The sequence below is a fragment of the Saccharopolyspora thermophila genome (genome assembly GCF_014646075.1).
Classification (GTDB): Bacteria; Actinomycetota; Actinomycetes; order Mycobacteriales; family Pseudonocardiaceae; genus Saccharopolyspora; species Saccharopolyspora thermophila.
Genome location: NZ_BMMT01000014.1, coordinates 22,393 through 46,774 on the forward strand (window position 1 = coordinate 22,393; position 24,382 = coordinate 46,774).

General features: G+C 72.4%; 20 protein-coding genes. 10 read left to right on the forward strand and 10 right to left on the reverse strand.

From position 1 onward, the window contains the following. Positions 1-13 precede the first annotated feature (13 nt). Positions 14-937 (reverse strand): EamA family transporter, encoded by a 924-nt coding sequence (locus IEY17_RS18515; RefSeq protein ID WP_373289901.1) that lies wholly within the window; start codon positions 935-937, stop codon positions 14-16. A gap of 152 nt (positions 938-1,089) precedes the next feature. Between IEY17_RS18515 and IEY17_RS18520 the strand changes: the two genes are divergently transcribed. The 3 genes from IEY17_RS18520 (at position 1,090) to msrB (ending at position 3,873) form a co-directional block, all read left to right on the forward strand. Beyond that, complete coding sequence (locus tag IEY17_RS18520) at positions 1,090-2,646, forward strand: alpha/beta hydrolase (protein WP_188989469.1); 1,557 nt, start codon at positions 1,090-1,092, stop codon at positions 2,644-2,646. Positions 2,647-3,078: 432 nt separating this feature from the next. Next, entirely contained in the window at positions 3,079-3,378 is a 300-nt protein-coding gene (locus IEY17_RS18525) for a hypothetical protein (RefSeq protein WP_188989471.1), read from the forward strand. Positions 3,379-3,459: 81 nt separating this feature from the next. Further along, positions 3,460-3,873 carry a peptide-methionine (R)-S-oxide reductase MsrB gene (gene msrB / locus IEY17_RS18530; protein WP_188989473.1) on the forward strand — a complete coding sequence of 138 codons (414 nt, stop codon included), beginning with the start codon at positions 3,460-3,462 and terminating at the stop codon, positions 3,871-3,873. 61 nt (positions 3,874-3,934) lie between these two features. Here msrB and hemQ read toward each other — a convergent pair whose 3' ends face one another. The 3 genes from hemQ to hemE are packed head-to-tail and all read right to left on the reverse strand — an operon-like array spanning position 3,935 to position 7,156. After that, positions 3,935-4,630, reverse strand: a complete 696-nt coding sequence (gene hemQ / locus IEY17_RS18535; RefSeq protein ID WP_188989475.1) for a hydrogen peroxide-dependent heme synthase — start codon at positions 4,628-4,630, stop codon at positions 3,935-3,937. Positions 4,631-4,634: 4 nt separating this feature from the next. Continuing rightward, complete coding sequence (gene hemG, locus IEY17_RS18540; protein ID WP_188989477.1) at positions 4,635-6,071, reverse strand: protoporphyrinogen oxidase; 1,437 nt, start codon at positions 6,069-6,071, stop codon at positions 4,635-4,637. Further along, entirely contained in the window at positions 6,071-7,156 is a 1,086-nt protein-coding gene (gene hemE, locus IEY17_RS18545) for a uroporphyrinogen decarboxylase (protein ID WP_188989479.1), read from the reverse strand. Before hemE ends, hemG begins: the two co-directional genes overlap by 1 nt. 177 nt (positions 7,157-7,333) lie before the next feature. On the opposite strand from hemE, the gene IEY17_RS18550 reads away from it, so the two are divergent. The 5 genes from IEY17_RS18550 (at position 7,334) to IEY17_RS18570 (ending at position 13,904) form a co-directional block, all read left to right on the forward strand. Beyond that, positions 7,334-7,912: a DUF3000 domain-containing protein gene (locus IEY17_RS18550; RefSeq protein ID WP_188989481.1), complete on the forward strand. Its 579-nt coding sequence runs from the start codon at positions 7,334-7,336 to the stop codon at positions 7,910-7,912. A gap of 381 nt (positions 7,913-8,293) precedes the next feature. Then, positions 8,294-9,010, forward strand: coding sequence for a response regulator (locus IEY17_RS18555; RefSeq protein ID WP_093264979.1), 717 nt, complete (start codon positions 8,294-8,296; stop codon positions 9,008-9,010). 96 nt (positions 9,011-9,106) lie between these two features. Continuing rightward, positions 9,107-10,354: a ribonuclease D gene (locus IEY17_RS18560; RefSeq protein WP_188989483.1), complete on the forward strand. Its 1,248-nt coding sequence runs from the start codon at positions 9,107-9,109 to the stop codon at positions 10,352-10,354. 176 nt (positions 10,355-10,530) lie between these two features. Beyond that, on the forward strand, positions 10,531-11,772 hold the full coding sequence (locus IEY17_RS18565) for a thiolase family protein (protein ID WP_188989485.1): 1,242 nt from the start codon (positions 10,531-10,533) through the stop codon (positions 11,770-11,772). Then, positions 11,769-13,904: a 3-hydroxyacyl-CoA dehydrogenase NAD-binding domain-containing protein gene (locus IEY17_RS18570; protein ID WP_188989487.1), complete on the forward strand. Its 2,136-nt coding sequence runs from the start codon at positions 11,769-11,771 to the stop codon at positions 13,902-13,904. Before IEY17_RS18565 ends, IEY17_RS18570 begins: the two co-directional genes overlap by 4 nt. Positions 13,905-14,096: 192 nt before the next feature. Here the strand turns inward: IEY17_RS18570 and IEY17_RS18575 are convergent, their stop codons facing one another. The 6 genes from IEY17_RS18575 to IEY17_RS18600 all read right to left on the reverse strand — a co-directional run bounded on the left by IEY17_RS18575 (position 14,097) and on the right by IEY17_RS18600 (position 22,793). Continuing rightward, positions 14,097-15,242, reverse strand: a complete 1,146-nt coding sequence (locus IEY17_RS18575) for a sensor histidine kinase (RefSeq protein WP_229680289.1) — start codon at positions 15,240-15,242, stop codon at positions 14,097-14,099. A gap of 3 nt (positions 15,243-15,245) precedes the next feature. Beyond that, positions 15,246-15,932 carry a response regulator transcription factor gene (locus IEY17_RS18580; RefSeq protein WP_188989489.1) on the reverse strand — a complete coding sequence of 229 codons (687 nt, stop codon included), beginning with the start codon at positions 15,930-15,932 and terminating at the stop codon, positions 15,246-15,248. A 180-nt stretch (positions 15,933-16,112) separates the two neighbouring features. Continuing rightward, positions 16,113-18,044, reverse strand: a complete 1,932-nt coding sequence (dxs, locus tag IEY17_RS18585; RefSeq protein ID WP_188989491.1) for a 1-deoxy-D-xylulose-5-phosphate synthase — start codon at positions 18,042-18,044, stop codon at positions 16,113-16,115. Between the two features lie 373 nt (positions 18,045-18,417). After that, positions 18,418-19,518, reverse strand: a complete 1,101-nt coding sequence (locus tag IEY17_RS18590) for a hypothetical protein (protein ID WP_188989493.1) — start codon at positions 19,516-19,518, stop codon at positions 18,418-18,420. Position 19,519: 1 nt separating this feature from the next. Then, complete coding sequence (locus IEY17_RS18595; RefSeq protein ID WP_188989495.1) at positions 19,520-20,794, reverse strand: class I SAM-dependent RNA methyltransferase; 1,275 nt, start codon at positions 20,792-20,794, stop codon at positions 19,520-19,522. Then, positions 20,766-22,793, reverse strand: coding sequence for an APC family permease (locus tag IEY17_RS18600; protein WP_188989497.1), 2,028 nt, complete (start codon positions 22,791-22,793; stop codon positions 20,766-20,768). The genes IEY17_RS18595 and IEY17_RS18600 overlap by 29 nt, the downstream gene beginning before the upstream one ends. A 247-nt stretch (positions 22,794-23,040) precedes the next feature. On the opposite strand from IEY17_RS18600, the gene IEY17_RS18605 reads away from it, so the two are divergent. Next, entirely contained in the window at positions 23,041-23,706 is a 666-nt protein-coding gene (locus IEY17_RS18605; protein ID WP_188989499.1) for a potassium channel family protein, read from the forward strand. Beyond that, the gene (locus IEY17_RS18610; RefSeq protein WP_188989501.1) at positions 23,706-24,374 is read left to right on the forward strand and encodes a potassium channel family protein; all 669 of its coding nucleotides are present in this window, start codon (positions 23,706-23,708) and stop codon (positions 24,372-24,374) included. Before IEY17_RS18605 ends, IEY17_RS18610 begins: the two co-directional genes overlap by 1 nt. Positions 24,375-24,382 lie beyond the last annotated feature (8 nt).

The window sequence follows — 24,382 nt, forward strand, 5'->3', positions numbered from 1 at the left end:
CGTCGACTGACGGTCAGTCCCGGGGCGGCTCGCCGCTGCTTGCGCCCACCGAGCCGACCGAGGCGACCACGACGCAGGCGATCGCCACCCACTGCCAGGCACCCAGCGCCTCGCCCAGCACCACCAGGCCCGCCAGCGCGGCCACCGCCGGTTCCAGGCTCATCAGGACGCCGAACACCCGCGGCGGCATCCGCCGCAGCGCCTCCAGCTCCAGCGAGTACGGGATGACCGACGACATCAGCGCCACCACGAGCCCGGCGATGAGCACCGCCGGGTGCAGCAGTGCCGTCCCGGCGTCGGCGATGCCGAACGGCGCGGCCACCAACGCGCCGAACGCCATGCCCAGCGCCAGCCCGGAACCGCCGCTGGTGCGGCTGCCGAGCTTGGCGCCCACCAGAATGTAGCCCGCCCACAGGGCTCCCGCCGCCAGCGCGAACGTGACGCCCACCCAGTCCAGTCCGCCTTCAACGCGGGCCAGCAGCACCACTCCGGTGCCGGCCAGCACGGCCCACAGCACGTCCAGTCTGCGACGCGACCCGATCACCGCCACCGCCAGCGGACCGAGGAACTCGATGGTCACCGCCGCGCCCAGCGGGATCCGCTCGAACGCCTGGTAGATGCAGACGTTCATGCCCGCCAGCACGGCACCGTACCCGGCCACCACCGCCAGCGTCCGGCGGTCCATGCGCAGCGACGGCCGCCAGACAACGAGCAGGATCACCGCGGCGAACAGCAGCCGCAGTGCCACCACACCGCCGGCTCCGGCCATGGTGAACAGCTGTTTGGCGAACGCGGCACCGACCTGGAGGCTGACCACGCCCAGCAGCACCAGCACCGGAGGCGGGATCGCGCCGAGGGCGCGCGCGGACAGCGCCGCCGCGCTGAACAGCGGTCGCCGGTTGGACGATGCGCCTGGGCTGATCTGCGCGACGTGCACGATGCTCCTTCGCGTTCCGGTACCTGCGGCTGGCACGTTAGCGCGGCGAAAGACCCGGCGGCACCTGTTTTTGTCAGGGCCCTCACCGGAGTCTCACCCGGATCATGCGATGCTGACCCCGTCCAGCGACCACCGCGCTTCGAGGAGTACCCGTGCCGCGCACCACCCACCGGGTCGGGGCCGTGCTACTGCCGCTGTTGCTGCTGGTGGTCGCCGCATGTTCGGCCGGGCCGTCGCAGCGCCCCGCGGTCGCGTACCACGACGGCGAGCAGCAGATCGCGCCCGCGCCGCTGCCGCCGCGACCCGCCCCGGTGCCGCCGCTGGGCCCGCCCGCCGAGGATTCGCTGAGCTGGGAGGACTGCACCGACCAGACCCGCGCCGAGCTGGGCGGGCTACCGCCCGGGATGACGTTCTCCTGCGCGCGGCTGATCAGCACACTGGACGCCCCGGAAGCCCCCACCCGCGGCACCGCGCGCAACGCCCTGATCCGCACCGGCACCGGCGTGCCGCTGGTGGTGCTCGGCGACATCGGCGGGGAACCAGGCACCACCTTCGCCGCCCGGCTGGCCACCCAGCTGCCGCCCGACCTGCTACGGACCTTCAGCATCATCGGCATGGACCGGCGCGGCACCGGCGAATCCGAGGCCGCCGACTGCGTGCCGCCCGCGCAGCGCGAGGCGATCGTGGGCTTCGACCCGCGCGCCACCGACCGGGCCGCGCTGGACCGGTTGCTGGAGTCGGTGCGCGAAGCCAGCCAGGAGTGCCTGCTCACTCTCGACGAGCGGCTGCAGGCATACGACACCTGGCGGACCGCTTCCGACCTGGAGGAGCTACGCCTGGAGCTGGGCGTGCCCAAGCTGCACGCGATCGGCCGCGGCGAGGCGGCCCGGCTGCTGACGACCTACGCCGAACGCTTCCCCGGCTCGGTGGGCCGGATGGTCCTCGACGGCGCACCGGACCCGACGCGCGACGCCATCGGCCAGTTGGAGTCGCAGGCGCAGAGCGCGGAGCAGACCTTCGACGTGTTCGCCGCGGACTGCGTCAGCCGCGGATGCCCACTCGGCCCCGATCCGCGCCGGGTGGTGGGCGACCTCGTGGAGCGGACGCGCAGTGCGCCGCTGTCGGCGCCGGGCACCACGGTGGGTGCCGGGCGGGTGGTGCAGGCCGTCCTGCTGGGCCTGTCCGACCGCAACGCCTGGCCCAGTCTCGCCGACGCCCTGGCCGCGGCCAACCGCGGTGACGGCGCGGGGCTGGCCGCGATCAGCGCCCCGCTGGTCTCGGCGCAGGGCATCAACCCGCCGTGGCTGGACGGCGACCTGATCACCAGCTGCAACGACACCACGCTGCGCGTTCCGCCGCAGCGCAGCGGCGAGCTGGCGCAGGACTGGGTGAACCGGTTCCCGCTGTTCGGCGGTGCGTTCGCGCAGCGGGTGGTGTGGTGCGGGTCGTGGCCGGTGCCGCAGCAGCCGCTGCCCGCGCCGCGCCGCGCCGACCTGCCGCCAATTCCGGTGATCAGCACCGCGAACGATCCGCTGATGCTGAGCCTGGGCACCGATCACATGGCCGACCAGTTGCCGACCGGCGTGCTGGTGCGCTGGCAGGGAGCCGGGCACGGGGCGCTGGGGCGCTCCCGGTGCGTCACCGACGCGGTCACCCGGTTCCTGGTGGCCGGCACCGTGCCGACCGAGGGTATGGCCTGCCCGGGGTGATCCCGCAACACCCCGGGCAGCCCGCGCCCGCTGCTCAGCCGCAACTGGAGCAGCAGCCGCACGACGGACCGGTGCAGTTGCCGCAACAGCTGCAACCACCCTGGGCCTGCGGAGTGCGTTCGGCTTCGGTGCGGACCATGTGGGCCTCCACTTCGTGATGAACACCAGCAGTTGCGATGGTGCTCCCCGCCGGAGCAACCGGAATACCGCTGCCCGGGCGAACCAGCGTCGTCAGACGAGTTGAACTGGTCACATGTCCGCATTGCAATGCGTAACCAGATGCGAGATGCACACGCACATTGGGCCGATCGGGTGAGATGAGCATCTCCATGGTCGGCGAACCGCCGCGCACTGTCCTGCTGATCACCGGCACCCAGGCGGCCGGAAGTCCACGGCCACGAGGAGGGGTGCGGGAGGCGCTACGGTGGGGCGGTGGAGCGCGGCGAACCCGACGAGGAGACCGGCCGCTTCCGCGACGACCTGGACGGGCTCGACCCGGACGACCCGGAGGTCCAGGAGTTCGCGGCGCACCGGGACCGCATGCGGCGGCCCAACTCGGAGGCCACCGTCGAGGGCATGTTGCGCGGCGTGGACGACTTTGCGCAGAGCGTGAACCGCACCGACGGTCACCGCCGGGTCGTGGCGGTCGGCGTGGTGCTGCTGATCCTGCTGGGCGTGCTGTTCACGGTCTGGAACGCGGTGTCCTTCGTGTTCGCCACCTTCCTCGGCTGAACCTGTCGGTTCCCACCGAGCATGCGCGATCCGACGGCGAGCACCGGTGCGGGTGATCCCGGCACCGATTAGCGTGGAGACATGGATCCGGTCGCACCGAAGGTCACCAAGAGCGAACAGGAATGGCGTGCGCAGCTCACCCCGGAGGAGTACGCCGTGCTGCGGGAGGCCGCCACGGAACCACCGTGGCGGGGCGAGTACGTCGACACCAGGACCGTCGGCGTCTACGAGTGCCGGGGTTGCGGGGCGGAGCTGTTCCGCAGCGAGACGAAGTTCGAGTCGCACTGCGGCTGGCCGTCGTTCTACGACCCGGCCAGCACGGATGCGGTGATCCTGCGGGAGGACCGCTCGCTGGGCATGGTCCGCACCGAGGTGCTGTGCGCGACCTGCCACGGCCACCTGGGGCACGTCTTCGAGGGCGAGGGTTACCCCACGCCCACCGACCAGCGCTACTGCATCAACTCCATCGCGGTCCGGCTCGTCCCGGCCGAGTGAGGCCCGGAACGCGGTCGCGGCGCGACCTTGCCGAGGTCGCGCCGCGGCGTGCGTGGGCCGGTCAGGGCAGGCGGGTGACCAGATCCGCCACGTCGACCCGGTGGCCGGTGAAGAACGGGATCTCCTTGCGGACGTGCAGCCGGGCCTCCGTGCCACGCAGGTGGCGCATCAGGTCCACGATCCGGTGCAGCTCGTCGGCCTCGAAGGCCAGGATCCACTCGTAGTCGCCGAGTGCGAACGACGCGACCGTGTTCGCCCGGACGTCCGGGTAGTCGCGTGCCTCCCTGCCGTGGTCGGCCAGCATCTGGCGACGCTCGTCGTCCGGCAGCAGGTACCACTCGTAGGAGCGGACGAACGGGTAGACGCAGATGTACTTCCTCGGCTCCTCACCGGCCAGGAAAGCCGGGATGTGGCTCTTGTTGAACTCCGCGGGACGGTGCAGCGCCACGTTGCTCCACACCGGCTCGGACGACTGCCCCAGCGTGGTCTCGCGGCGGAACCCGGTGTAGGCGGCCTGCACCTGCTCGATCTGCTCGGCGTGCCACCAGATCATGAAGTCCGCGTCCGCCCGCAGACCCGACACGTCGTACACGCCGCGGACCACAACCCCGGACTCCGCCAGGGAGTCCAGGTACTCCTGGGTCTGCCGCGCGGCCTTGTCCCGGTCCTCGGGCAGCGTGCCCTGCTCGATCCGGAAGACCGACCACATCGTGTAGCGGATGGTGTTGTTCAGCTCGTTGTAGTTCAGCCGCGCCATGGCCTCATCGTCCCACCCCGCGGCCGGCGTCCGGGAGTAGGTCCCGCGTGACGTCGGTCGCGGCGGCCACCCCGGTGGCCACGCACGCCGGAACCCCGACGCCGTGCAGCACCGCGCCCGCGATCGCCAGGCCCGGGACCTCGGCGACCGCCCGCTCCACGTCGGCGACGAGGTCGAGGTGCCCCACGCCGTACTGCGGCAGCCCGCCGCCCCAGCGGACCACCACCGAGTCGACGGGCTCGGCGGTCACCCCGGTCAGCTCGGCCAGGTCGGCCCGGACCCGGCGAAGCACCTCGTCGTCGTCCAGCCGCAGGTCCGCGGATTCCCCGAACCGGCCGACCGAGCCGCGCAGCAGCACCTCTCCCCCGGCGCCGCGCAGGTGCGGCCACTTGGTGCTGGAGAAGGTGAAAGCCTTGGCGGTGAACGGGGTTCCGTCGGCGTGGCGTTCGCCGCGCGCGATCAGCACGCCGGACGCGGCGGGCAGCCGGGTGCCCGGCGGCATGGCGAGGCCGACGACGATCATGGACGCCAGCTCCACCTCGCCGAGCTTCGCGGCGGCGGTGGGCACCACGTCGGCGAGCAGCCGCCGTGCGGCCGGTGCGGGCACCGCCAGAACCACCGCGTCGACCTCCAGGAACTCCGGGGCCGTCATGGGGCCGATCTCCAGCCGCCAGCCCGTACCGGTGCGGGCCAGCGCGCGCACCGGCAGTCCGAGCCGCACCTCGGCCCCCGCGCCGATCAACAGACGGTCGACGAGTTCCCGGTACCCGGTGCGGAACGCGCCGAACACCGGTGGTTTCTTCGCGTCGGCGGGCGCCGGCGGCGGCAGCGCCGAGGCGGCCGCAGCGGTGATCGACTTCGCTCCCGCGTCCAGGGCCGCGGCCAGCGCGGGCATGGTGGCCCGCAGGCCCAGGCGGTTCGCGTCGCCCGCGTAGACACCGCCGAGCAGCGGCTCAACCAACCGGTCCACCACCTCGTCGCCCACCCGGGCACGCAGCAGCTCGCCGACCGAGACGTCGGCCGCTCCGAGCTGCACCGGCGGCAGATCCGGTTCGGCGCGCACCGCCGCCGCCCCGGCCGGGGAGAGCACGTCGCGGACGGACTCGGCCGAGGCGGGCACGCCCATCACGGTGCCGCCGGGCAGCCGCCGTGTCCGCCCGCCCGCGTGCACGGTCGCGGACACCGCGCCGGGGTGCACGATGTCAGCGCGCACGTCGAGTTCGGACGCCAGCTCCAGTACCTCGGGCCGCCGGGCGAGGAATGCCTCTGCCCCGACGTCGTAGCGGCAGCCCGCCAGCTCGACGGTGCGCAACTTCCCGCCGAGCCGGTCGCTCTGCTCCACCAGCACGATCGTGGCCGAGTCCCCGAGCTCGCGCCGCAACCGGTGGGCGGCGGCGAGCCCGGCGATCCCGCCTCCGATGACTGCGACCCGGGGTGCCATCACCGCTGCTTGCTCGCGTCGCGCACCAGCTCGACGACCCGCGTCAGCACCTCGGGTTCGGTGGTGGGCAGCACTCCGTGGCCGAGGTTGAAGATGTGCCCGCCGGCGGCCTTGCCCTCGGCGAGGACGCGACGCACCTCGCGCTCCACCACGTCCCACCCCGCGAACAGCACCGCCGGGTCGAGGTTGCCCTGCACGACCGGCGGACCCCAGTCCGGCTCGGCCGCGCGCAACCGGGCCGCCGCCTCGTCGAGCGGCACCCGCCAGTCGACGCCGACCACGTCGGCACCGGCCGAGCGCATCGCGCCGAGCAGTTCCCCGGTGCCCACCCCGAAGTGGATCTTCGGCACGTCCGCGACCTCGGCGACCCCGGCGAAGATCCGCCGGGTGTGCGGCAGCACGAACTCGCGGTAGTCGCGCAGCGACAGCGCCCCCACCCAGGAGTCGAAGAGCTGGATCGCGTCCACCCCGGCGTCCAGCTGCACCCGCAGGAACGCCAGGGTGGTCTCGGCGAGCCGCTCCAGCAGCGCGTGCCAGGTCGCCGGGTCGGAGTGCATCACCGCCTTGGTGCGCTCGTGGTTGCGGCTCGGACCGCCCTCCACCAGGTACGACGCCAGCGTGAACGGGGCCCCGGCGAAACCGATGAGCGGCGTCTCCCCCAGCTCGCGGACCAGCAGCGACACCGCGTCGCCGACCGGGGCGACCTGCGCCGGGTCCAGCTGCGGCAGCGCGGCCACGTCGGAGGCGGTGCGCACCGGCTCGGACACCACCGGCCCGGTGCCCGCGACGATGTCCAGCCCGATGCCCGCCGCGTACAGCGGCAGCACGATGTCGCTGAACAGAATGGCCGCGTCCACGCCGTGGCGACGCACGGGTTGCAGGGTGATCTCACTGACCAGTTCCGGGGTGAGGCACGCCTGCAGCATCGGCACGCCCTCGCGGACCCGGCGGTACTCGGGGAGCGAACGCCCCGCCTGCCGCATGAACCAGATCGGGGTGTGCCGTGGGGTGCCGCCGCGGGCGGCGACCAGCAGGGGGGCGTCGGCGAGGTCCCGGCGGGCCGAGACCGGTGCGGAGTTCGTCATCGAGGTCGGTGTCCGTACGTCGATCCGTGTCCCGGGACACCGCGGCGGCCGCGGGTCGGACCGGGCTTGCACGGCAATCTTCGCACGGCGCCCGGAGGCGCTCGCGCGGCGTCGGTGTCGTCCCTCGCTCGGCGTGCCTCCGCCACCGCCCGTGCTCCGCCGCATACAGTCGGCGCCGTGACGGAGATGTCGGCGGCGCCCGAAATATTCCGGCAGGCAGTTGCCGCGTTGACGTCGTCCCGCCCGCGGGCGGAGATCGAGCTGAGCGAGGTGGGACCGCCCAAGCGGCTCGCGCCGTGGGCGCACGCGATGGCCGCGGAGGCGAACGGCCCCGCCGGGGAGCTGGCCACCGCCCGACTGGTCCTGCTGTACGACCCGGAGGGCCAGGAGGCGTGGGACGGCGTGCTGCGGCTCGTGGTGTACCTGCGGGCCGAGCTGGACCCGGAGCTGGCGAGCGACCCGCTGCTGCCCGCGGTGGGCTGGTCGTGGCTGACCGACGCGCTGGAGAGTTGCGGGGCGTCGTGGACGGCGCTGGGCGGCACGGTCACGCTGACGTCCTCGGCCCGCTTCGGCGACATCGCGGGCCCGAGCCGCAGCCACGACCTGGAGCTGCGGGGGTCGTGGACGGCCACCGACCCCCGGCTCGGACCGCACGCGGCGGCATTCCACGAGTTGATGGCAAGCGCGGCGGGCCTGCCGCCGGAGGGCGTGTCGGTGCTCGGCGGTCGCCCGAGCGGTACCCGGCACTGCAGCTGACCACTCAGCGGCCGCCGGTGCGCAGGCGCAACACCGCGACGCGCGGGGTGCGACACGCCGAGCAGCGTTTCCGTTTGCGAAGATCATTCACGCCGCCCACGCGGTTGATCGTGCAAACTTTTCACGATCCGCGTCCATACTACGTCGGTTTGCCACGCTGCGGCGTTACTGAGATCGCTCACAGTCACCCGAAAGAGCGATGCGATCATGTTCAGGTAACAACTCGATCGGGATACATACCCGATTGATCGTCCCGCTGACCCGCTTGGGCGGTTACGCTGCCTCCGACGACACCACTTTCGGTCGATCAGTGGCGCGGCTGATTGGTCGAGAGTCCCGGTGCCGGTCGGGGGGCACGACCGACTCCAGGGAGGTAGTGACGTGGCTGCCGTCGGCTTAGGTCAGGCCGCTCGAACCACGCCTGCTGGCGCGTTGCCAGCCAACATGGTCCCGCACCCGCGGGAAGAGCTGTTCACGGTGCTCGTGGTGGACGACCATCCGCTGCTCCGGGAGGCGATCGCCGCCCGGCTGTTGCAGATGGGCGCCGGCACGGTGCACGAGGCCGCATCGATGGCCGAGGCCAGGGCTCGCGCCCTGGCGACCGGTCCGTGCGACCTCGCGATCCTCGATCTCGGGCTCCCGGACGGGACCGGCATCGAACTGGTGACGGAACTCCGGAGCCAGGGCTGGCCGCGGATCGTGGTGCTCGCCTCGTCCGATGACCCCTACGCGGTCCGGGCCGCCTTCCAGGCAGGTGCGCAGGCGTACCTGCTGAAGTCGGCCTCACCGATGGTGGTCACCGACGGGGTGCGCCGGGTGCTCGACGGCGGTGTGTACGCCGACCCGAGCGTGGCGCCGGTGCTCGCCGCCGGCACCCGCGTACCGGGCACGGACAACACGCCCCGGGAGCTGTCCGGGCGCGAGGTGGAGGTGCTCCAGCTGGTGGCCGACGGCCGCTCCAACAAGGAGATCGGCGAGGCCCTGAACCTGTCCGCGCTCACGGTGAAGAGCCACCTGTCGCGGATCGGCCGCAAGCTGGGCACCGGCGACCGGGCGCAGATGGTTGCGCTGGCCATGCGGGCCGGCGTGATCCGCTGACCGGGCGCTGACAGCACTGCACCGGCGCGGTCGGCCCGACGAGCTCGGGTGGAGTGGCCCCACGGCGCGGCCTGAAGCACGTAAGGTCTGTTAGCCGTGGAAGCTGCAACCCCCGAGACCGTCGGGTCCGACCGCCCGGAGCCGGTGTTGTTGACCGAACCCGCGGACGGCGTGCCGCCGGTGGTCGACACCCCGGCTGCGTTGAACGCCGCCGCGACCGCACTGGCGGCGGGCACCGGCCCGGTCGCGGTGGACACCGAGAGAGCGTCGGGTTATCGCTACTCGCAACGCGCCTACCTGGTGCAACTCCGCCGGGAAGGCGCGGGCACCGTGTTGGTGGACCCCATCGCGCTGGGCGGCGACCTGGGGCCGCTGGTCCCTGCCCTCGCCGACGCCGAGTGGGTGCTGCACGCGGCGTCGCAGGACCTGCCGTGCCTGGCGGAGCTCGACCTGCGCCCGGCCCGGCTGTTCGACACCGAGCTGGCCGGTCGGCTCGCCGGTTTCGACCGGGTGTCACTGGGTGCCCTGGTGGAGCGCATGCTCGGTTACCGGTTGGAGAAGGGCCACAGCGCCGCCGACTGGTCCCGCCGACCGCTGCCCAAGGACTGGCTGGTCTACGCCGCGCTGGACGTGGAGCTGCTGATCGCGCTGCGGGACGCGATGCAGGACGAGCTGCGGCGCCAGGGCAAGCTGGACTGGGCCCACGAGGAGTTCGAGGCGGTGCGCACCGCCGAGCCGGCACCCCCGCGCGCTGAGCCGTGGCGCCGCACCTCCGGCATCCACCGGGTCCGCAACCCACGGCAGCTCGCCGCGGTCCGCGCCCTGTGGCAGGCGCGGGACACCTTCGCCCGCGATCGCGACCTGGCTCCCGGGCGGGTCCTGCCGGACTCGTCGATCGTGCAGGCCGCGCAGGCGAATCCCAAGACCGAGGCGGAGCTGGTCGCGCTCCCCGTCTTCGGCGGGCGCCAGCAGCGGCGGCGGGCCTCGATGTGGTTGCAGGCGCTTCGGGCGGCGCGGCGGCTCGCCAACGAGGAGCTGCCCGCCCCGTCCCTGCCCAACGACGGTCCGCCGCCGCCGAACCGGTGGGCCGATCGCGACCCGGAGGCGGCGGCGCGGCTGTCGCAGGCGCGGGCGGCGCTGTCGGACATCGCCGAGCGCAACAACCTGCCGGTGGAGAACCTGCTGCTGCCGGACCTGGTGCGGCGCACCTGCTGGACTCCGCCGGAGGACCGCAGTCCGGCCGGGGTGGCGCAGCTGCTGCGTGACAAGGGCGCCCGCGAGTGGCAGATCGCCCTCACCGCCGACGCGCTCAGCGCCGCCCTGCACGCGACGCCGCAGCCGTGACATCGCCGACCGGGTGAGGGGCGACGGGGCACTTCCGGGTTGTGAGGCACCCGACAGGGGTGGGCGTGTGGTTACCGGCCGGTAATAGGCGCTAGAGTGCGGTTACCGGCCGGTAAGTGATGATGGTCTGCGCGATCCGGCCGGGCACCATCCACCAAGCCAGTGAGGAGCACGCCGTGGCCGCACCTGCGTCGGCACCCGCCGACAGCCGCAGTCGCCCAGCGGTTCGGGACGTGGTCTTCGTCGACGGCGTACGCACGCCGTTCGGCAAGGCCGGTTCCCAGGGCCTGTACGCCCAGACCCGCGCCGACGACCTGGTCGTCAAGGTCATCCGGGAACTGCTGCGCCGGCACCCGGAACTCCCGGCGGAACGCATCGACGAGGTCGCCATCGCCGCCACCACCCAGATCGGCGACCAGGGCATGACCATCGGCCGCAGCGCCGCGCTGCTGGCCGGGCTGCCCAAGTCGGTGCCCGGCTTCGCTATCGACCGGATGTGCGCCGGCGCCATGACCGCGGTGACCACCGTGTCCAGCGGCATCGCCTTCGGTGCCTACGACGTGGCCATCGCCGGCGGCGTCGAGCACATGGGCAACCACCCGATGGGCGAGGGCGTCGACCCCAACCCGCGCTACGTCTCCGACAAGATCGTCGACACCTCAGCGCTGATCATGGGCTCCACCGCGGAGAACCTGCACGACCGGTACCCGACGCTGACCAAGGAGCGGGCCGACGCGTACGCCGCCCTGAGCCAGCAGCGCTACGACGCGGCGCTGCGCGCCGGCAAGATCACCCCCGATCTGGTGCCGGTGGCCACCCGGTCCGAGCAGGGCTGGGGCCTGGCCACCACCGACGAGCCGCCGCGCCCGGGCACCACCGTGGAGGTGCTGGCCGGGCTGAAGACGCCGTTCCGCCCGCACGGCCGGGTCACCCCGGGCAACGCCGCGGGTCTCAACGACGGCGCCACCGGCTGCCTCCTCGCCGACGCCGACACCGCCGCCGAGCTGGGCCTGCCCGTCGGGATGCGGCTGGTCGGCTACGCCTTCGCCGGCGTGGAGCCGGAGGTGATGGGCGTCGGCCCGGTCCCGGCCACCGAGAAGGCGCTCCGGCGTGCTGGGCTGACCATCGACGACATCGGCCTGATCGAGATCAACGAGGCGTTCGCCGTTCAGGTGCTGGCGTTCCTGGAGCACTTCGGCATCGCCGACGACGACCCGCGGGTCAACCCGTGGGGCGGTGCGATCGCCTGCGGTCACCCGCTGGCCTCCTCCGGTGTGCGGCTGATGACCCAGCTGTCCCGGCACTTCGCCGAGCACCCCGAGGTCCGCTACGGCATCACCACCATGTGCATCGGCTTCGGCATGGGCGGCACGGTCATCTGGGAGAACCCGAACTACAACGCAGGAGGCGAGCAGTGACTGACTTCGCGGCGCTGTTCCCGGACGAGGTGGTGACCAAGGCGTTCACCAGGCTCGTCGACGTCCCGGGTCTGTCCGGCAGGCTCGCGCTGATCACGATCGACAACGGTCACGACCACACCCGGCCGTCCACCTTCGGGCCGGGCGGGCTGGCCAGTCTGGACGCCGCGCTGGATGAGGCGTTCGCCGCCGAGCCCGCGGCGATCGCGGTCACCGGCAAGCCGTTCGTGTTCGCCGTCGGCGCGGACCTGTCCGGCATCGGGCGGATCACCGAGCGCGAGCACGCGCAGCTGATCGCCAAGACCGGACACGACGTGTTCCGCCGCCTCACCGAGTCGACGATCCCGACGTTCGCGTTCGTCAACGGCGCGGCGCTCGGCGGTGGCCTGGAGCTGGCGCTGTCCTGCCACTACCGGACCGTCTCGGCGAACGCGGGCATGATCGCGTTCCCGGAGTGCTTCCTCGGCCTGTTCCCCGGTTGGGGCGGCACCCAGCTGCTGCCGAACCTGATCGGCCCGGACGCCGCGGTCACCGTCATCATCGAGAACGCGCTCAGCCAGAACCGCATGCTCAACCCGAAGAAGGCCCACCAGCTGGGCATCGTCGACGAGCTGCTGGACAGCCCCGACTTCCTGGAGGAGTCGATCCGCTGGGCGGTGCGGGTGGTCAACGACGAGCAGGCCGTGACCCGACCGGAGATCGACCGCGGCACGGGCTGGGACGACGCGGTGGCCCGCGCGAAGAGCATCGTCGAGGCCCGCACCCACGGCGCCTCCCCGGCGGTGACCAAGGCCGTGGAGCTGATCGACCTGGCCCGCCGCAACGATCTCGACGCCGGGTACGCCGCGGAAACCGAGGCGCTGGCCGACGCGCTGATGTCCGACGAGCTGCGCGCCGGGCTGTACTCGTTCGACCTCACCCAGAAGCGCGCCAAGCGGCCCGCCGGGGCCCCGGACAGGTCGCTGGCCCGGGACGTCACCAAGGTCGGCGTGGTCGGGGCGGGCCTGATGGCCGGGCAGTTGGCGCTGCTGTTCGTGCGCCGCCTGCAGGTGCCGGTGGTGATCACCGACATCGACCAGGAGCGCATCGACCGGGGTATCGGTTACATCCACGGCGAGATCGACAAGCTCGCGGCCAAGGGCCGGCTGTCGCCGGACGCGGTCAACCGGCTCAAGGGCCTGGTCACCGGCTCGCTGGACAAGAAGGCGTTCGCCGACGCCGACTTCGTCATCGAGGCTGTCTTCGAGGAGATGTCGGTCAAGCAGCAGGTGTTCGCCGAGCTGGAGCAGCACGTCGCACCCGAGGCGATCCTGGCGACCAACACCTCGTCGCTGTCGATCACCGAGATGGCGTCGAAGCTGCGGCACCCGGAGCGGGTCGTCGGCTTCCACTTCTTCAACCCGGTCGCGGTGCTGCCGCTGCTGGAGGTGGTGCGCGGGGAGCAGACCGACGACGCCGCGCTGGCCACCGCGTTCAGGGTCGGCAAGCAGCTGAAGAAGTCCTGCGTGCTGGTCAAGGACGCCCCGGCGTTCGTGGTGAACCGGCTGCTGACCCGGTTCATGGGCGAGGTCATCGCCACCATCGACGAGGGCACCCCGTTCGAGGTGGCCGACACCGCGCTGGAGCCGCTGGGCCTGCCGATGACACCGATGGAGCTGCTGCAGCTGGTCGGCCCGGCGGTCGCCCAGCACGTCAACGAGACGATGCACGCGGCCTACCCGGACCGGTTCCAGCTCAGCGACAACATGCAGCGGTTCGTCGACGCGGGCAAGACCGCGGTGTGGATCACCGACGAGTCCAGCGGAACAGCCTCCACGGAGGGCGGCGGTCGCACGGCGGGCGGGAAGGTGGTGGACCCCGAGGTCGCCGCGCTGTGGCAGCAGGGCGACCAGCCCTCGACGGCCGAGCAGGTGCGCGAACGGGCGCTCACCGCGCTGGCCGAGGAGATCCGGATCATGCTCGACGAGGGCGTGGTGGCCGAGGCGCAGGACATCGACCTGTGCATGATCCTCGGCGCGGGCTGGCCGTTCTGGCTGGGCGGCATCACGCCGTACCTGGACCGGGCGGGCATCTCGGAGAAGGTCAACGGCAAACGCTTCCTGGCCCCGGGCGTGGCTTGCGTCCCCGCCTGATCCGCCGACGCGCACCACGGGGCCGGGGCACCACACCCCGGCCCCACCGCACGTCAGGCCCCTGGCTGCGCGACTGTTTCTCGCCTTGCTTGACTCCGGTCAGGACACTCGACGTCTCCTGGTTCAGTTGACGGACCGACACCTCACCCATGACCGGAGCCTCGAACGACAACGTTCTCCATGTCATCCTGGTCACGGCGCCGCCGGGAGCTGGACCGTGACCGCCAGGCCGCCTTCCGGGAGGGGTTCGGCGTGGACCCGGCCGTGGTGGGCCAGGGTCGCCGCCTTCACGATCGACAGGCCCAGTCCCGCGCCACTGCGCGCCGTGCGCTGCACTCCCGCCCGGCGGAACGGCTCGAACAGGCCCGCCACCTGCTGGAGGTGGATCCGCTGGCCCGAGGAGGCCACCCGCAGCGTCGTCCACTGTGGACCGCCGCCGGTGCGGATCTCCACCCAGCCGCCGTCCACGTTGTGCCGCACGGCGTTCTCCAGCAGGTTGCCCGCCACCCGCTCCAGCAGCGCGGGATCGCCGACCGCGAAAGCCGGTTCCTCGCAGGTCGTGACGCGCAACCCACGTTGCGACGCCTCCGCCTGCACCGCGCGCCACGCGCGCCCGACGACCTCGGTGAGGTCCACCGGCTCCCGCACCGCCAGCTCGACGCCTTCGGTCCGCGCCAGCAGCAACAGCGCCTCCACCAGCCGCTCCGCGCGGGCGGTGGCTTCGCGCACCACGTCGGCCATCCGACGCAGCTCCGCCTCGTCGGCGTCCGGATCGGACAGCGTGACGTCGAGTTCGGTGCGGATCACCGACAGCGGTGTGCGCAGTTCGTGGCTGGCGTTGGCGACGAAGCGCCGCTGCGAGTCGAAGGCCGCCTGCAGCCGGTCCAGCATCGCGTCGAAGGTGTCGGCGAGTTCGGCGACCTCGTCGCGCGGTCCGGTCAACGCGATGCGCTCGTCCAGCGACTCCGCGGACAACCGCCGCGCCGTCTCGGTCACGTCGTGCAGGGGGCGCAACACGCGTCCCGCCACCGTCCACGCCAGCAGGACCGCCGCGGCCACGACGGCGACGAAGGCGAAGCCGCCGACCACCAGCACCTGGTGCCGCGCCGAGGTGCGCAGCGCCTCGCCCAGCAGTTCGGCGGGCACGTCCACGCCGCGCACCCGCACCAGCGTCCCGGGAGGCAGTTGCGGGACCGCGGCCACGACGTTGCCGACCAGCAACCAGCCCAGCCACAGCAGCACCGCGCTGACCGCGGCGACCAGCGCGGTTGCCAGTAGCGTCAGCCGCGCCCGCAGGCCCGGGCCGCGGCGGGTGATCGGGTGGTCAACCGCGGGCACCGCTCAGCCCCGGGTGTGCTCGGTGCGGGCCGCCGACGGAATCCGGTAGCCGGACCCGACCACGGTTTCGATGATGCTCGGCTCCCCCAGCTTCTTGCGCAGCGTCATCATCGTGACCCGCACGGTCGTGGTGAACGGGTCGGCGTTCTCGTCCCACACCCGCTCCAGGAGCTCCTCGGAGCTGACGACCGCGCCACCGGCGGACAGCAGCACCTCCAGGACGCCGAACTCCTTGCGGGTCAGGTCGATCTCGCCGTCGCGCCGCCGCACCGTGCGCCGAGCCGAGTCGAGCTCCAGATCCAGGGCGGTCAGCAGCGGCGGCTGCGCGGGCGTGGCGCGCCGCCCCAGCGCCCGGACGCGCGCGATGAGCTCAACGAAGGCGAACGGCTTCGCCAGGTAGTCGTCGGCGCCCAGGGACAGGCCCGCCACCCGGTCCTCCACCGCGCCGCTGGCGGTGAGCATCAGCACGCGGGTCAGCGTGCCGGAGGACACCAGCTCGCGGCACAGGTCGTCGCCCGACATGCCCGGCAGGTCCCGGTCGAGCACCAGCACGTCGTAGCGGGTGATCGACGCCTTCTCCTGACCGGTCTCCCCGTCGTAGGCGACGTCCACGGCCATGCCTTCCCGGCGCAGCCCGCGGGCGATCGCGTCGGCCAGCGGTTTCTCGTCCTCGACGACCAGGATTCGCACGTGTTCACCCTGCCACAGCGGGCGAACCGCCAGCGGCGCGAGTGCGCGGTGCCCCGACCTCACCGGGCCGGAAGACGAGTGAGGGGAACCTCCGCCCACCTGGTCGAAGCGACAAACCCCCAAGTTTGGGCAAACAAACCTGGGGGTCGGTCCACCCCTCACCCGGAGACGTTCGCTCGGTCAGCCGTTCGCGGCTTCCGGGCGGTCCGGGGAGGACGCCACCCGCAGCGGGGCGACCCGGGCTCCCGGGCGGTCCGCCACCCAGTCCGCGATCCGGGTGGCGATGGTCTCCTCCGTCAGGCCCAGCTCCGCGAGCACCTCCTCGCGGGAGGCATGGTCAAGGAAGCGGTTCGGCACCGCCAGGTCGCGCAGCGGCACGTCCAGTTCCGCGTCCCGCAGGGCGGCCGCCAGGGCCGAGCCGAAGCCGCCGTGCCGACCGCCGTCCTCCAGGGTGACCACCAGGCGGTGCTCCGCGGCCATCTCGACCAGCGTCGACGGCACCGGCACCACCCAGCGCGGGTCCACGACGGTGACCCCGACGCCCTGTGCGGCCAGCCGGTCCGCGGCGGCCACCGCCAGCTTCCCGAACGCGCCCACCGCAGCCAGCAGCACGTCATTGCCGCCCCGGCGCAGCACGTCGACTCCGCCGACCCGCTCAAGGGCCGGGACCTCCTCGATCACCGAGCCCTTGGCGAACCGCAACACGGTCGGCCCGTCGTCGACGGCGACCGCCTCGCGCAGCTCCTCGCGCAGCGTCACGGCGTCGCGCGGCGCGGCGACCCGGATGCCCGGAATCAGCCCCAGGATCGACAGGTCCCACATGCCGTTGTGGCTGGCGCCGTCGTCGCCGGTGATGCCGGAGCGGTCCAGGGTCACGGTGACGGGCTGCTTGTGCAGCGCGACGTCCATCAGCAGCTGGTCGAACGCCCGGTTCAGAAACGTCGAGTACACCGCGAAAACCGGGTGCAGGCCGCCCATGGCCAGACCGGCCGCCGCCGTCATGCCGTGCTGCTCGGCGATGCCCACGTCGATACAGCGGTCCGGGTACGCCTCGGCGAACTTCCGCAACCCGGTCGGGCCCAGCATCGCCGCGGTGATGGCGACCACGTCGGGCCGCTCCGCGCCGATCCGCACCAGCTCGTCGGAGTAGACGTCGGTCCAGCTCGTGGGCGCCGGCTTGGTCGGCAGACCGGTCTCCGGGTCGATCACCTTGACCTGGTGCATCAGCTCGGCCTGGTCGTTCTCCGCCGGGGCGAAGCCGTTGCCCTTGCGGGTCACCGCGTGCACGATCACCGGCCCGCCGAAGGACCGGGCCATCTGCAGCGCGTGCTCCATGGCGCGCAGGTCGTGGCCGTCGACCGGGCCGAGGTACTTCAGCCCCAGGTCGGAGAACATCACCTGCGGGCTGATCGCGTCCTTGATGCCGCTCTTGGCCGCGTGCAGCCCGGTGTAGAGCGAGCGGCCCACCACCGGCAGGTTGCGCAGCGTGCGGCGGCCGCTCTCCAGCGCCTTCTCGTAGCTGGGGTTGAGCCGCAGCGCGGCCAGGTGCTCGGCGAGGCCGCCGATGGTCGGCGCGTAGGACCGGCCGTTGTCGTTGACCACGATCACCACCGGCCGCTCCTGGTCGGCGGCGATGTTGTTCAGGGCCTCCCAGCACATGCCGCCGGTGAGCGCGCCGTCGCCGACGATGGCCACCGCGTGCCGCCGCTTGCCCTGCAGCTGGAAGGAGCGGGCCAGGCCGTCGGCGTAGGACAGGGCTGTGGAGGCGTGGCTGTTCTCGACCAGGTCGTGGTCGCTCTCGCTGCGGGACGGGTAGCCGGACAGGCCGCCGCGCTTGCGCAGCCGGTCGAAGCCCTCCTGCCGACCGGTGATGATCTTGTGCACGTACGCTTGGTGCCCCGTGTCGAACACCACGGCGTCGCGCGGCGAGTCGAACACCCGGTGCACCGCCAGGGTCAGCTCCACCGCACCCAGGTTCGGCCCCAGGTGCCCGCCCGTGCGCGACACCTTCTCGATCAGGAAACGCCTGATCTCCGCGGCCAGTTGTACCAGCTCAGCGTGCTTCAGGCGTTTGATGTCGGCCGGACTGCGGACGGACCCCAGCAGCGTCACCGCTCCACCTCACTTGTTGTGCCGGTCGGTTTCTCTCGCATGCCGAGCGCCTGGTGCCTGCCTGGCGGCCTCCGCGATGCGGGCCGGTCCCAGTCTACGGAGCGCCCCGGGGACGAGCCTTTGTGGTCTTGGACGCGGGCAGTCGTCCATCCACTGCTCCGGAATCCACCTGGTGGACGCCCATTCGCGCGCATCGATTCCGCCGGACGGCGGACGTCGCCGACAGCCCGCAGACGGCCGGAACCCCGAACCGAGTGATCGTCGCAGGAAGATCCACGTCACGCGCGCCGGCATGGGGCGCGGCACCGGGCGACCAGACGCCTCGGTTGTTCGGGCGGCTGCTCGCCTGTGGGAAATTTCCCGTTATTCCCGGTCACGGCCGCTGCGGGTGCCAGGGCCGCCAGTTCGGCAGCGGGGCGTGGTCCAGGCGGACCTCGCCCCAGGCCGGGCTGCCCGGCGGGAGGTGGTGCAGCTCGGCGAAGTCGAGCCGACGCCGCGCCCGGAACCATGCCGAGGCCAGCAACCCGCCCAGCGCCGAGGCGACCACCGCCACGACCCACCGCACCGGCTCGGCGTGCCCGCTCGTGGTGGCCAGCAGCAACGTCCCGGACACGGCCAGCACGCCGCCGACCACGAGCTGCCAATCCGGGAAACCCCGCCGCACGGTCCTTCTCGGTGCGGCCGCCCACTCGCGCAGCTGACGCCATGCGTCGAGATCACGCGGTCCGGTGCGCAACGGCCAGGCCGCGGTCGCGCGACGCCGCACGATCGCGGCGACGAGTTGCGGGTCAGCGACGCACAGCATCCACTGCTGTGCTCCGGCGACCAGCCGCACCGCAGGCCCGGGGCGCAGGGGGACCCCGGTGCCGCCGGGCAGCGGCCACCATCCGGCCTCCTCCCCGCGCAGCTCCCCGGCCTGCGCGAACGCCAGCTCGGCCAGCGGCAGCGCCTGCCGGACGTGCGCCGCTCCCGCCAGCACGACCCGGTCACGACCGATCAGCAACCGCCCGCCGCCCGGCGCGTCGAGCGGCACCGGGATCTCCACGTCGCGTTCGGCGAGGTCCTTTGCGGGCCGCGTGAACCAGCGGTCGGCCAGCAGCGCCAGGATGGGCGATGCGACGAGCGGGACCAGTCCTGCCGGAACTGCCGCCAGCACCGCCACCACCGCCGGCGGCACCGCCGCGAGTAGGGCCCAGCCCACCCAGCGTCGCGGTGTGCGCGCGTCCACCAGCCACAGCAGTGCGGCGATGGCGATCCACGCCGCCGCCCACCAGAGCAGCCGCCCCGGCGCCGCGGGCCAGGCGAACGCCAGCAGTCCGCCGGGCAGCAGCACGATGCCCACCGCCCCCAGCGAGAACGCCGCCGTGCGACGCGCCGGGACGGTGTCCGGTGCGGTGCTGCCCGCGCCGGACACGGCGCCGACCCCGGGCCCGGAAGCCGGCGGGACCTCGGGCTCCTGTTCAGGTCGCGTCATCTCAACCCCGCCGAACCCGATCCACCTCTGGGACCGAACCCCGCGCGGCGGGTTCGAGCAGGGCGATGCACTCGACGTGGTGGGTCATCGGGAACGCATCGAAGGACTCCAGTTCGACCAGCTGGTAGCCGCCGTCGCGGTAGAGGCCCACGTCGCGGGCCAGCGCCGCCGGATCGCAGGCCACATGCACGATGCGCTCCGGACGCCGCTCGGTCACCGCCGCCACCACGTCCCGCCCGGCGCCCTTGCGGGGCGGGTCCAGCACCACGACGTCCGGCGCGGGCAGGTCGGCGGCGGCCAGCACCTCCTCCACGGTTCCCGCCCGGAACGACACCTGCGGTTGGTCGCGCAGGTTCTGCACCGCGTCCTCCACCGCGCGCCTGGACGACTCCACCAGCAGCACCGAACCGGCGGGGCCGACCTGGTCGGCCAGCGCCGCGGCGAACAACCCCACACCGCCGTAGAGGTCCCAGGCGACGCCACCGGCCGGGGCAGCCGCCATGCGCGCCACCACCTCGGTGAAGGTGTCCGGCGCGGCCCGGTGCACCTGCCAGAAGCCCTGCGCCGCCACGTCGAACGAGCGCCCCGCCGCGGTCTCACGAGCCACACCGCTGCCGCGCACCTGCCGCGCGACCGGACGCGAATGCCGGCGCTGCGGCTTGCGGTCCACGGCGGTGACGTGCACCTCGCCGGTGGAGTCGGCGACGACCGCCACCTCCGCTCCCGGCCGCCAGCGGCGACCGGTCACCGCCGCCACCGCGTCCTCGACGGTGATCGGGCAGTCCTCGGCGGCGATCACCCGGTGGCTGCGGTGGGCCCGGAAGCCCGCGGCGCCGCGGCGGTCCACCGCCAGCCGCGCCCGGGTGCGCCAGCGGAGCAGCCCGCCGGGCAGCTCGCGCACCCGCACCGGCCAGTCGATCCCGGCGATGCGCCGCAACTGCTCGGCCACCACCGCGGCCTTCAGCTCCCGCTGCGTCTCGCCGGAGGCGTGCTGCCAGTCGCAGCCGCCGCAGCGGTCGCGGCCGCGTGCCATGTCCGCAAGCGGGCACGGCGGATCGACCCGGCCGGGCGCCGCCGTCCGCACCTCCACCGCGTCCGCCCGGCAGAAACCGCCCCCGGCGTCCTCGGTGACCTCCGCGACCACGACCTCGCCGGGCAAGGCGTGCCGGACGAACACCACCCGCCCCTCGTGGCGGGCCACGCAGTGACCGCCGTGCGCGACCGGCCCGATCTCGAGCTCCAGCCGCCTACCGGTCCAGTCGGTCCTTGCGGTCACCGCTCACCTTCCCGTTCGTACCCAGACCACGCCGGGCCGCACCCGGCATCGAGGTGTAGTGCTGCTGGCGGACCCGGGTGGACGACTCCAGCTGCCACGGAACACTCGTGACCATGACGCCCGGCTGGAACAGCAGCCTGCTCTTGAGCCGCAGTGCGCTCTGGTTGTGCAGCAGCTGCTCCCACCAGTGGCCCACGACGTATTCGGGGATGAACACGGTCACCACGTCGCGCGGGCTGTCCCGCCGGATGCGCTTGACGTACTCCAGCACCGGCCGGGTGATCTCCCGATACGGCGACTCCAGCACCTTCAACGGCACCGGGAGGTTCTCCCGCTCCCACTGCGCCACCAGCTCGCGGGTGTCCCGGTCGTCGACGTTGACCGTCACGCCCTCCAGCACGTCCGGCCGGGTCGCGCGCGCGTAGGCGATGGCGCGCATGGTCGGCAGGTGCAGCTTGGACACCAGGATCAGCGCGTGGTTGCGCGAGGGCAGCACGGCGTCGGCCTCCTGCTTGCGCAGCTCCTCGGCCACCTGGTCGTAGTGCCGGCGGATGGCGGTCATCAGCAGGTAGATCGCGGCCATCACGGCGATGGCGATCCAGGCGCCGTGGGTGAACTTGGTGATCAGCACGATCACCAGCACGCCGGCCGTCATGAACAGGCCGAAGGAGTTGATCGCCTGCGAGCGCCGCATCCGCCGCCGGGCCATCTGGTCGGTCTCGGTGCGCAGCAGCCGGTTCCAGTGCCGGATCATGCCGCTCTGGCTGAGCACGAACGACACGAACACGCCCACGATGTAGAGCTGGATCAGCCGGGTCACCTCGGCCTCGAAGGCGAACACCAGGATGATCGCGCCCGCGGCCAGGAACAGGATGCCGTTGGAGAACGCCAGCCGGTCGCCGCGGGTGTGCAGCTGGCGCGGCAGGAAGCGATCCTGCGCCAGGATCGACCCCAGCACCGGGAAGCCGTTGAAGGCGGTGTTGGCGGCCAGCACCAGGATCAGACCGGTGAAGAACACCAGGTACCACGCGCCGGGCGGGAAGCCCGCGAACACCGCGTTGGCCAGCTGGGCGACCAGCGTCTTCTGCTGGTAGCCGGGCGGCGCGCCGATCAACTGGTGCGCCGGGTCCTCGGCGATGACCGCGCCGGTCAGCCTGGCCAGCAGAAGCAGACCCATGAACATCACGACCGCAAATCCGCCCATCAGCGCGAGCGTGATGGCCGCGTTGCGGGACTTGGGCTTGCGGAAGGCGGGCACGCCGTTGCTGATGGCCTCGACGCCGGTCAGCGCCGCGCTGCCGGAGGAGAAGGCCCGCAGGATGAGAAACACGAAGGCGACCCCGGCCATCTGGGTCTCCTCCGGGATGATCTGGAAGTCGGCGCTCTCGGCGCGCAGTTCGTGGCCGAGCACGAAGGCGCGGAAGTAGCCCCAGCCGATCATGCCGAGCACACCCACGACGAAGGCGTAGGTCGGGATCGCGAACAGCGAACCGGACTCTCGGACACCGCGCAGGTTCATGGCGGTCAGCAGGACGATCGCGCCGACGGCGAACAGCACCTTGTGCTGGGCGACGAACGGGATCACCGAACCGATGTTGGCCGCGGCCGAGGAGATGGACACCGCCACCGTGAGGATGTAGTCCACCAGCAGGGCGCTGGCCACGACCAGGCCCCAGCGGGTGCCGTGGTTGACCGTGGCGACCTCGTAGTCACCGCCACCGGAGGTGTAGGCCCGCACGTTCTGCCGGTAGGAGGCGACCACCGTGATCATCACGAGCGCCACCAGGAGACCGATCCAGGGGCTCACCGCGTAGGCCGACACACCGGCCGCGGACAGCACCAGCAGGATCTCCTCCGGGGCGTAGGCCACGCTCGACATGGCGTCGGAGGAGAAGACCGGCAACGCGATGCGTTTGGGCAGCAGGGTGTGCGAGAGGCGGTCGCTGCGGAACGGTCGTCCGACGATCAACCGTTTCGCCACGGTTGCGAGCTTGGACACGGCACAGAGCGTAGGCGCAACAGACCGGCTTCCGGTGGGCGCGGCTGTCTGAATTGCTCTCACGTCACATCCTGCCCGCCACCCCTGCCTCGGGCCGGCCTCACCCGGTACGGTGCACCAGCCCGCAACGGACGCGCGGGAACCGACCCGCAACGGCCACCGGCCGGGTACGGTCGGCAGAAAACTCGGTGGACGATCTACCGAGGTCGTCGACGTAGACCACCGGCGCAGCGAGGAGACGAAGGTCGTGCACGTGGTGATCATGGGCTGCGGCCGGGTCGGGGCCTCCCTGGCCGCGGCCCTGCAACGGCTCGATCACACCGTGGCCGTGGTGGACAAGGATCCCCAGGCGTTCCACCGCCTGGGCAAGGACTTCCGCGGCCAGCAGGTCACCGGCAACGGCTTCGACCGGGACATCCTGGTCGAGGCGGGCATCGAACAGGCCGCGGCGTTCGCGGCGGTGTCCAACGGGGACAACTCCAACATCGTCTCGGCCCGGGTGGCCCGCGAGACCTTCGGCGTCGAGCACGTCGTAGCGCGCATCTACGACCCGAAGCGCGCGGAGGTGTACCAGCGGCTGGGCATCCCGACGGTGGCAACCGTGCCGTGGACGACGGACCGGTTCCTGCGCATGCTGCTGCCCGAGGGCGTGGCCACCGCCTGGCGGGAACCTTCCGGCACGGTCGCGGTGCTCCAGCTGCCGCTGCACGAGGGCTGGGTCGGCCGCCGCGTCGCCGAGGTCGAGTCGGCCACCGGGGCGCGCGTGGCGTTCATCATGCGGTTCGGTAACGGCGTGCTCCCGGACGCCAAGACCATTATCCAGGCCGACGACACGGTGTATGTGGCAGCGCTGTCGGGCACCGTCACCGACGTCACGGCGGCGGCTCGCCGCACACCCGAGGAGAGCGAGTAATGCGTATCGCGATCGCGGGCGCCGGCGCGGTCGGCCAGTCCATCGCGCGGGAGCTGCTCGAAGGCGACCACGAGGTTCTGCTGATCGAACGCAACGTGCAGAACTACCAGCCGAAACGCATCCCCGCAGCGGAGTGGATGCTGGCCGACGCCTGCGAGCTGGCGTCGCTGGAGGAGGCCGGGCTGGAGTCCCGCGACGTGGTCATCGCCGCCACCGGGGACGACAAGGTCAACCTCGTGGTGTCACTGCTGTCGAAGACCGAGTTCGCGGTGCGCCGCGTGGTGGCCCGGGTCAACGACCCGCGCAACGAGTGGCTGTTCACCGAGGCGTGGGGGGTGGACGTGGCCGTGTCCACGCCGCGGATGCTCGCCGCGATGGTGGAGGAAGCGGTGAACGTCGGCGACCTGGTGCGGCTGATGACGCTGCGTCAGGGCCAGGCGAACCTGGTTGAGGTGACGCTGCCGGAGTCCACGCCGCTGGCCGGTCGCCGGGTCCGCGACCTCCGGTTGCCCCCGGACGCCGCCCTGGTCAGCATCCTGCGCGGCGGCCGGGTCATCGTGCCGCAGGCCGATGACCCGCTGGAGGCCGGCGACGAGATGCTGTTCGTCGCCACCAGCGACGTGGAGGCCCAGATCCAGGCGATCGTGCACGACCGCCCGCCGGAGTAGGTCGTCGG

Excerpts from the sequence above, each read along its gene's own strand:
- msrB (WP_188989473.1), top strand. The coding sequence starts at position 3,460 with ATGGATCCGGTCGCACCGAAGGTCACCAAGAGCGAACAGGAATGGCGT.
- hemQ (WP_188989475.1), bottom strand. The coding sequence starts at position 4,630 with ATGGCGCGGCTGAACTACAACGAGCTGAACAACACCATCCGCTACACG.
- hemG (WP_188989477.1), bottom strand. The coding sequence starts at position 6,071 with ATGGCACCCCGGGTCGCAGTCATCGGAGGCGGGATCGCCGGGCTCGCC.
- hemE (WP_188989479.1), bottom strand. The coding sequence starts at position 7,156 with ATGACGAACTCCGCACCGGTCTCGGCCCGCCGGGACCTCGCCGACGCC.
- IEY17_RS18590 (WP_188989493.1), bottom strand. The coding sequence starts at position 19,518 with ATGACGCGACCTGAACAGGAGCCCGAGGTCCCGCCGGCTTCCGGGCCC.
- IEY17_RS18610 (WP_188989501.1), top strand. The coding sequence starts at position 23,706 with ATGCGTATCGCGATCGCGGGCGCCGGCGCGGTCGGCCAGTCCATCGCG.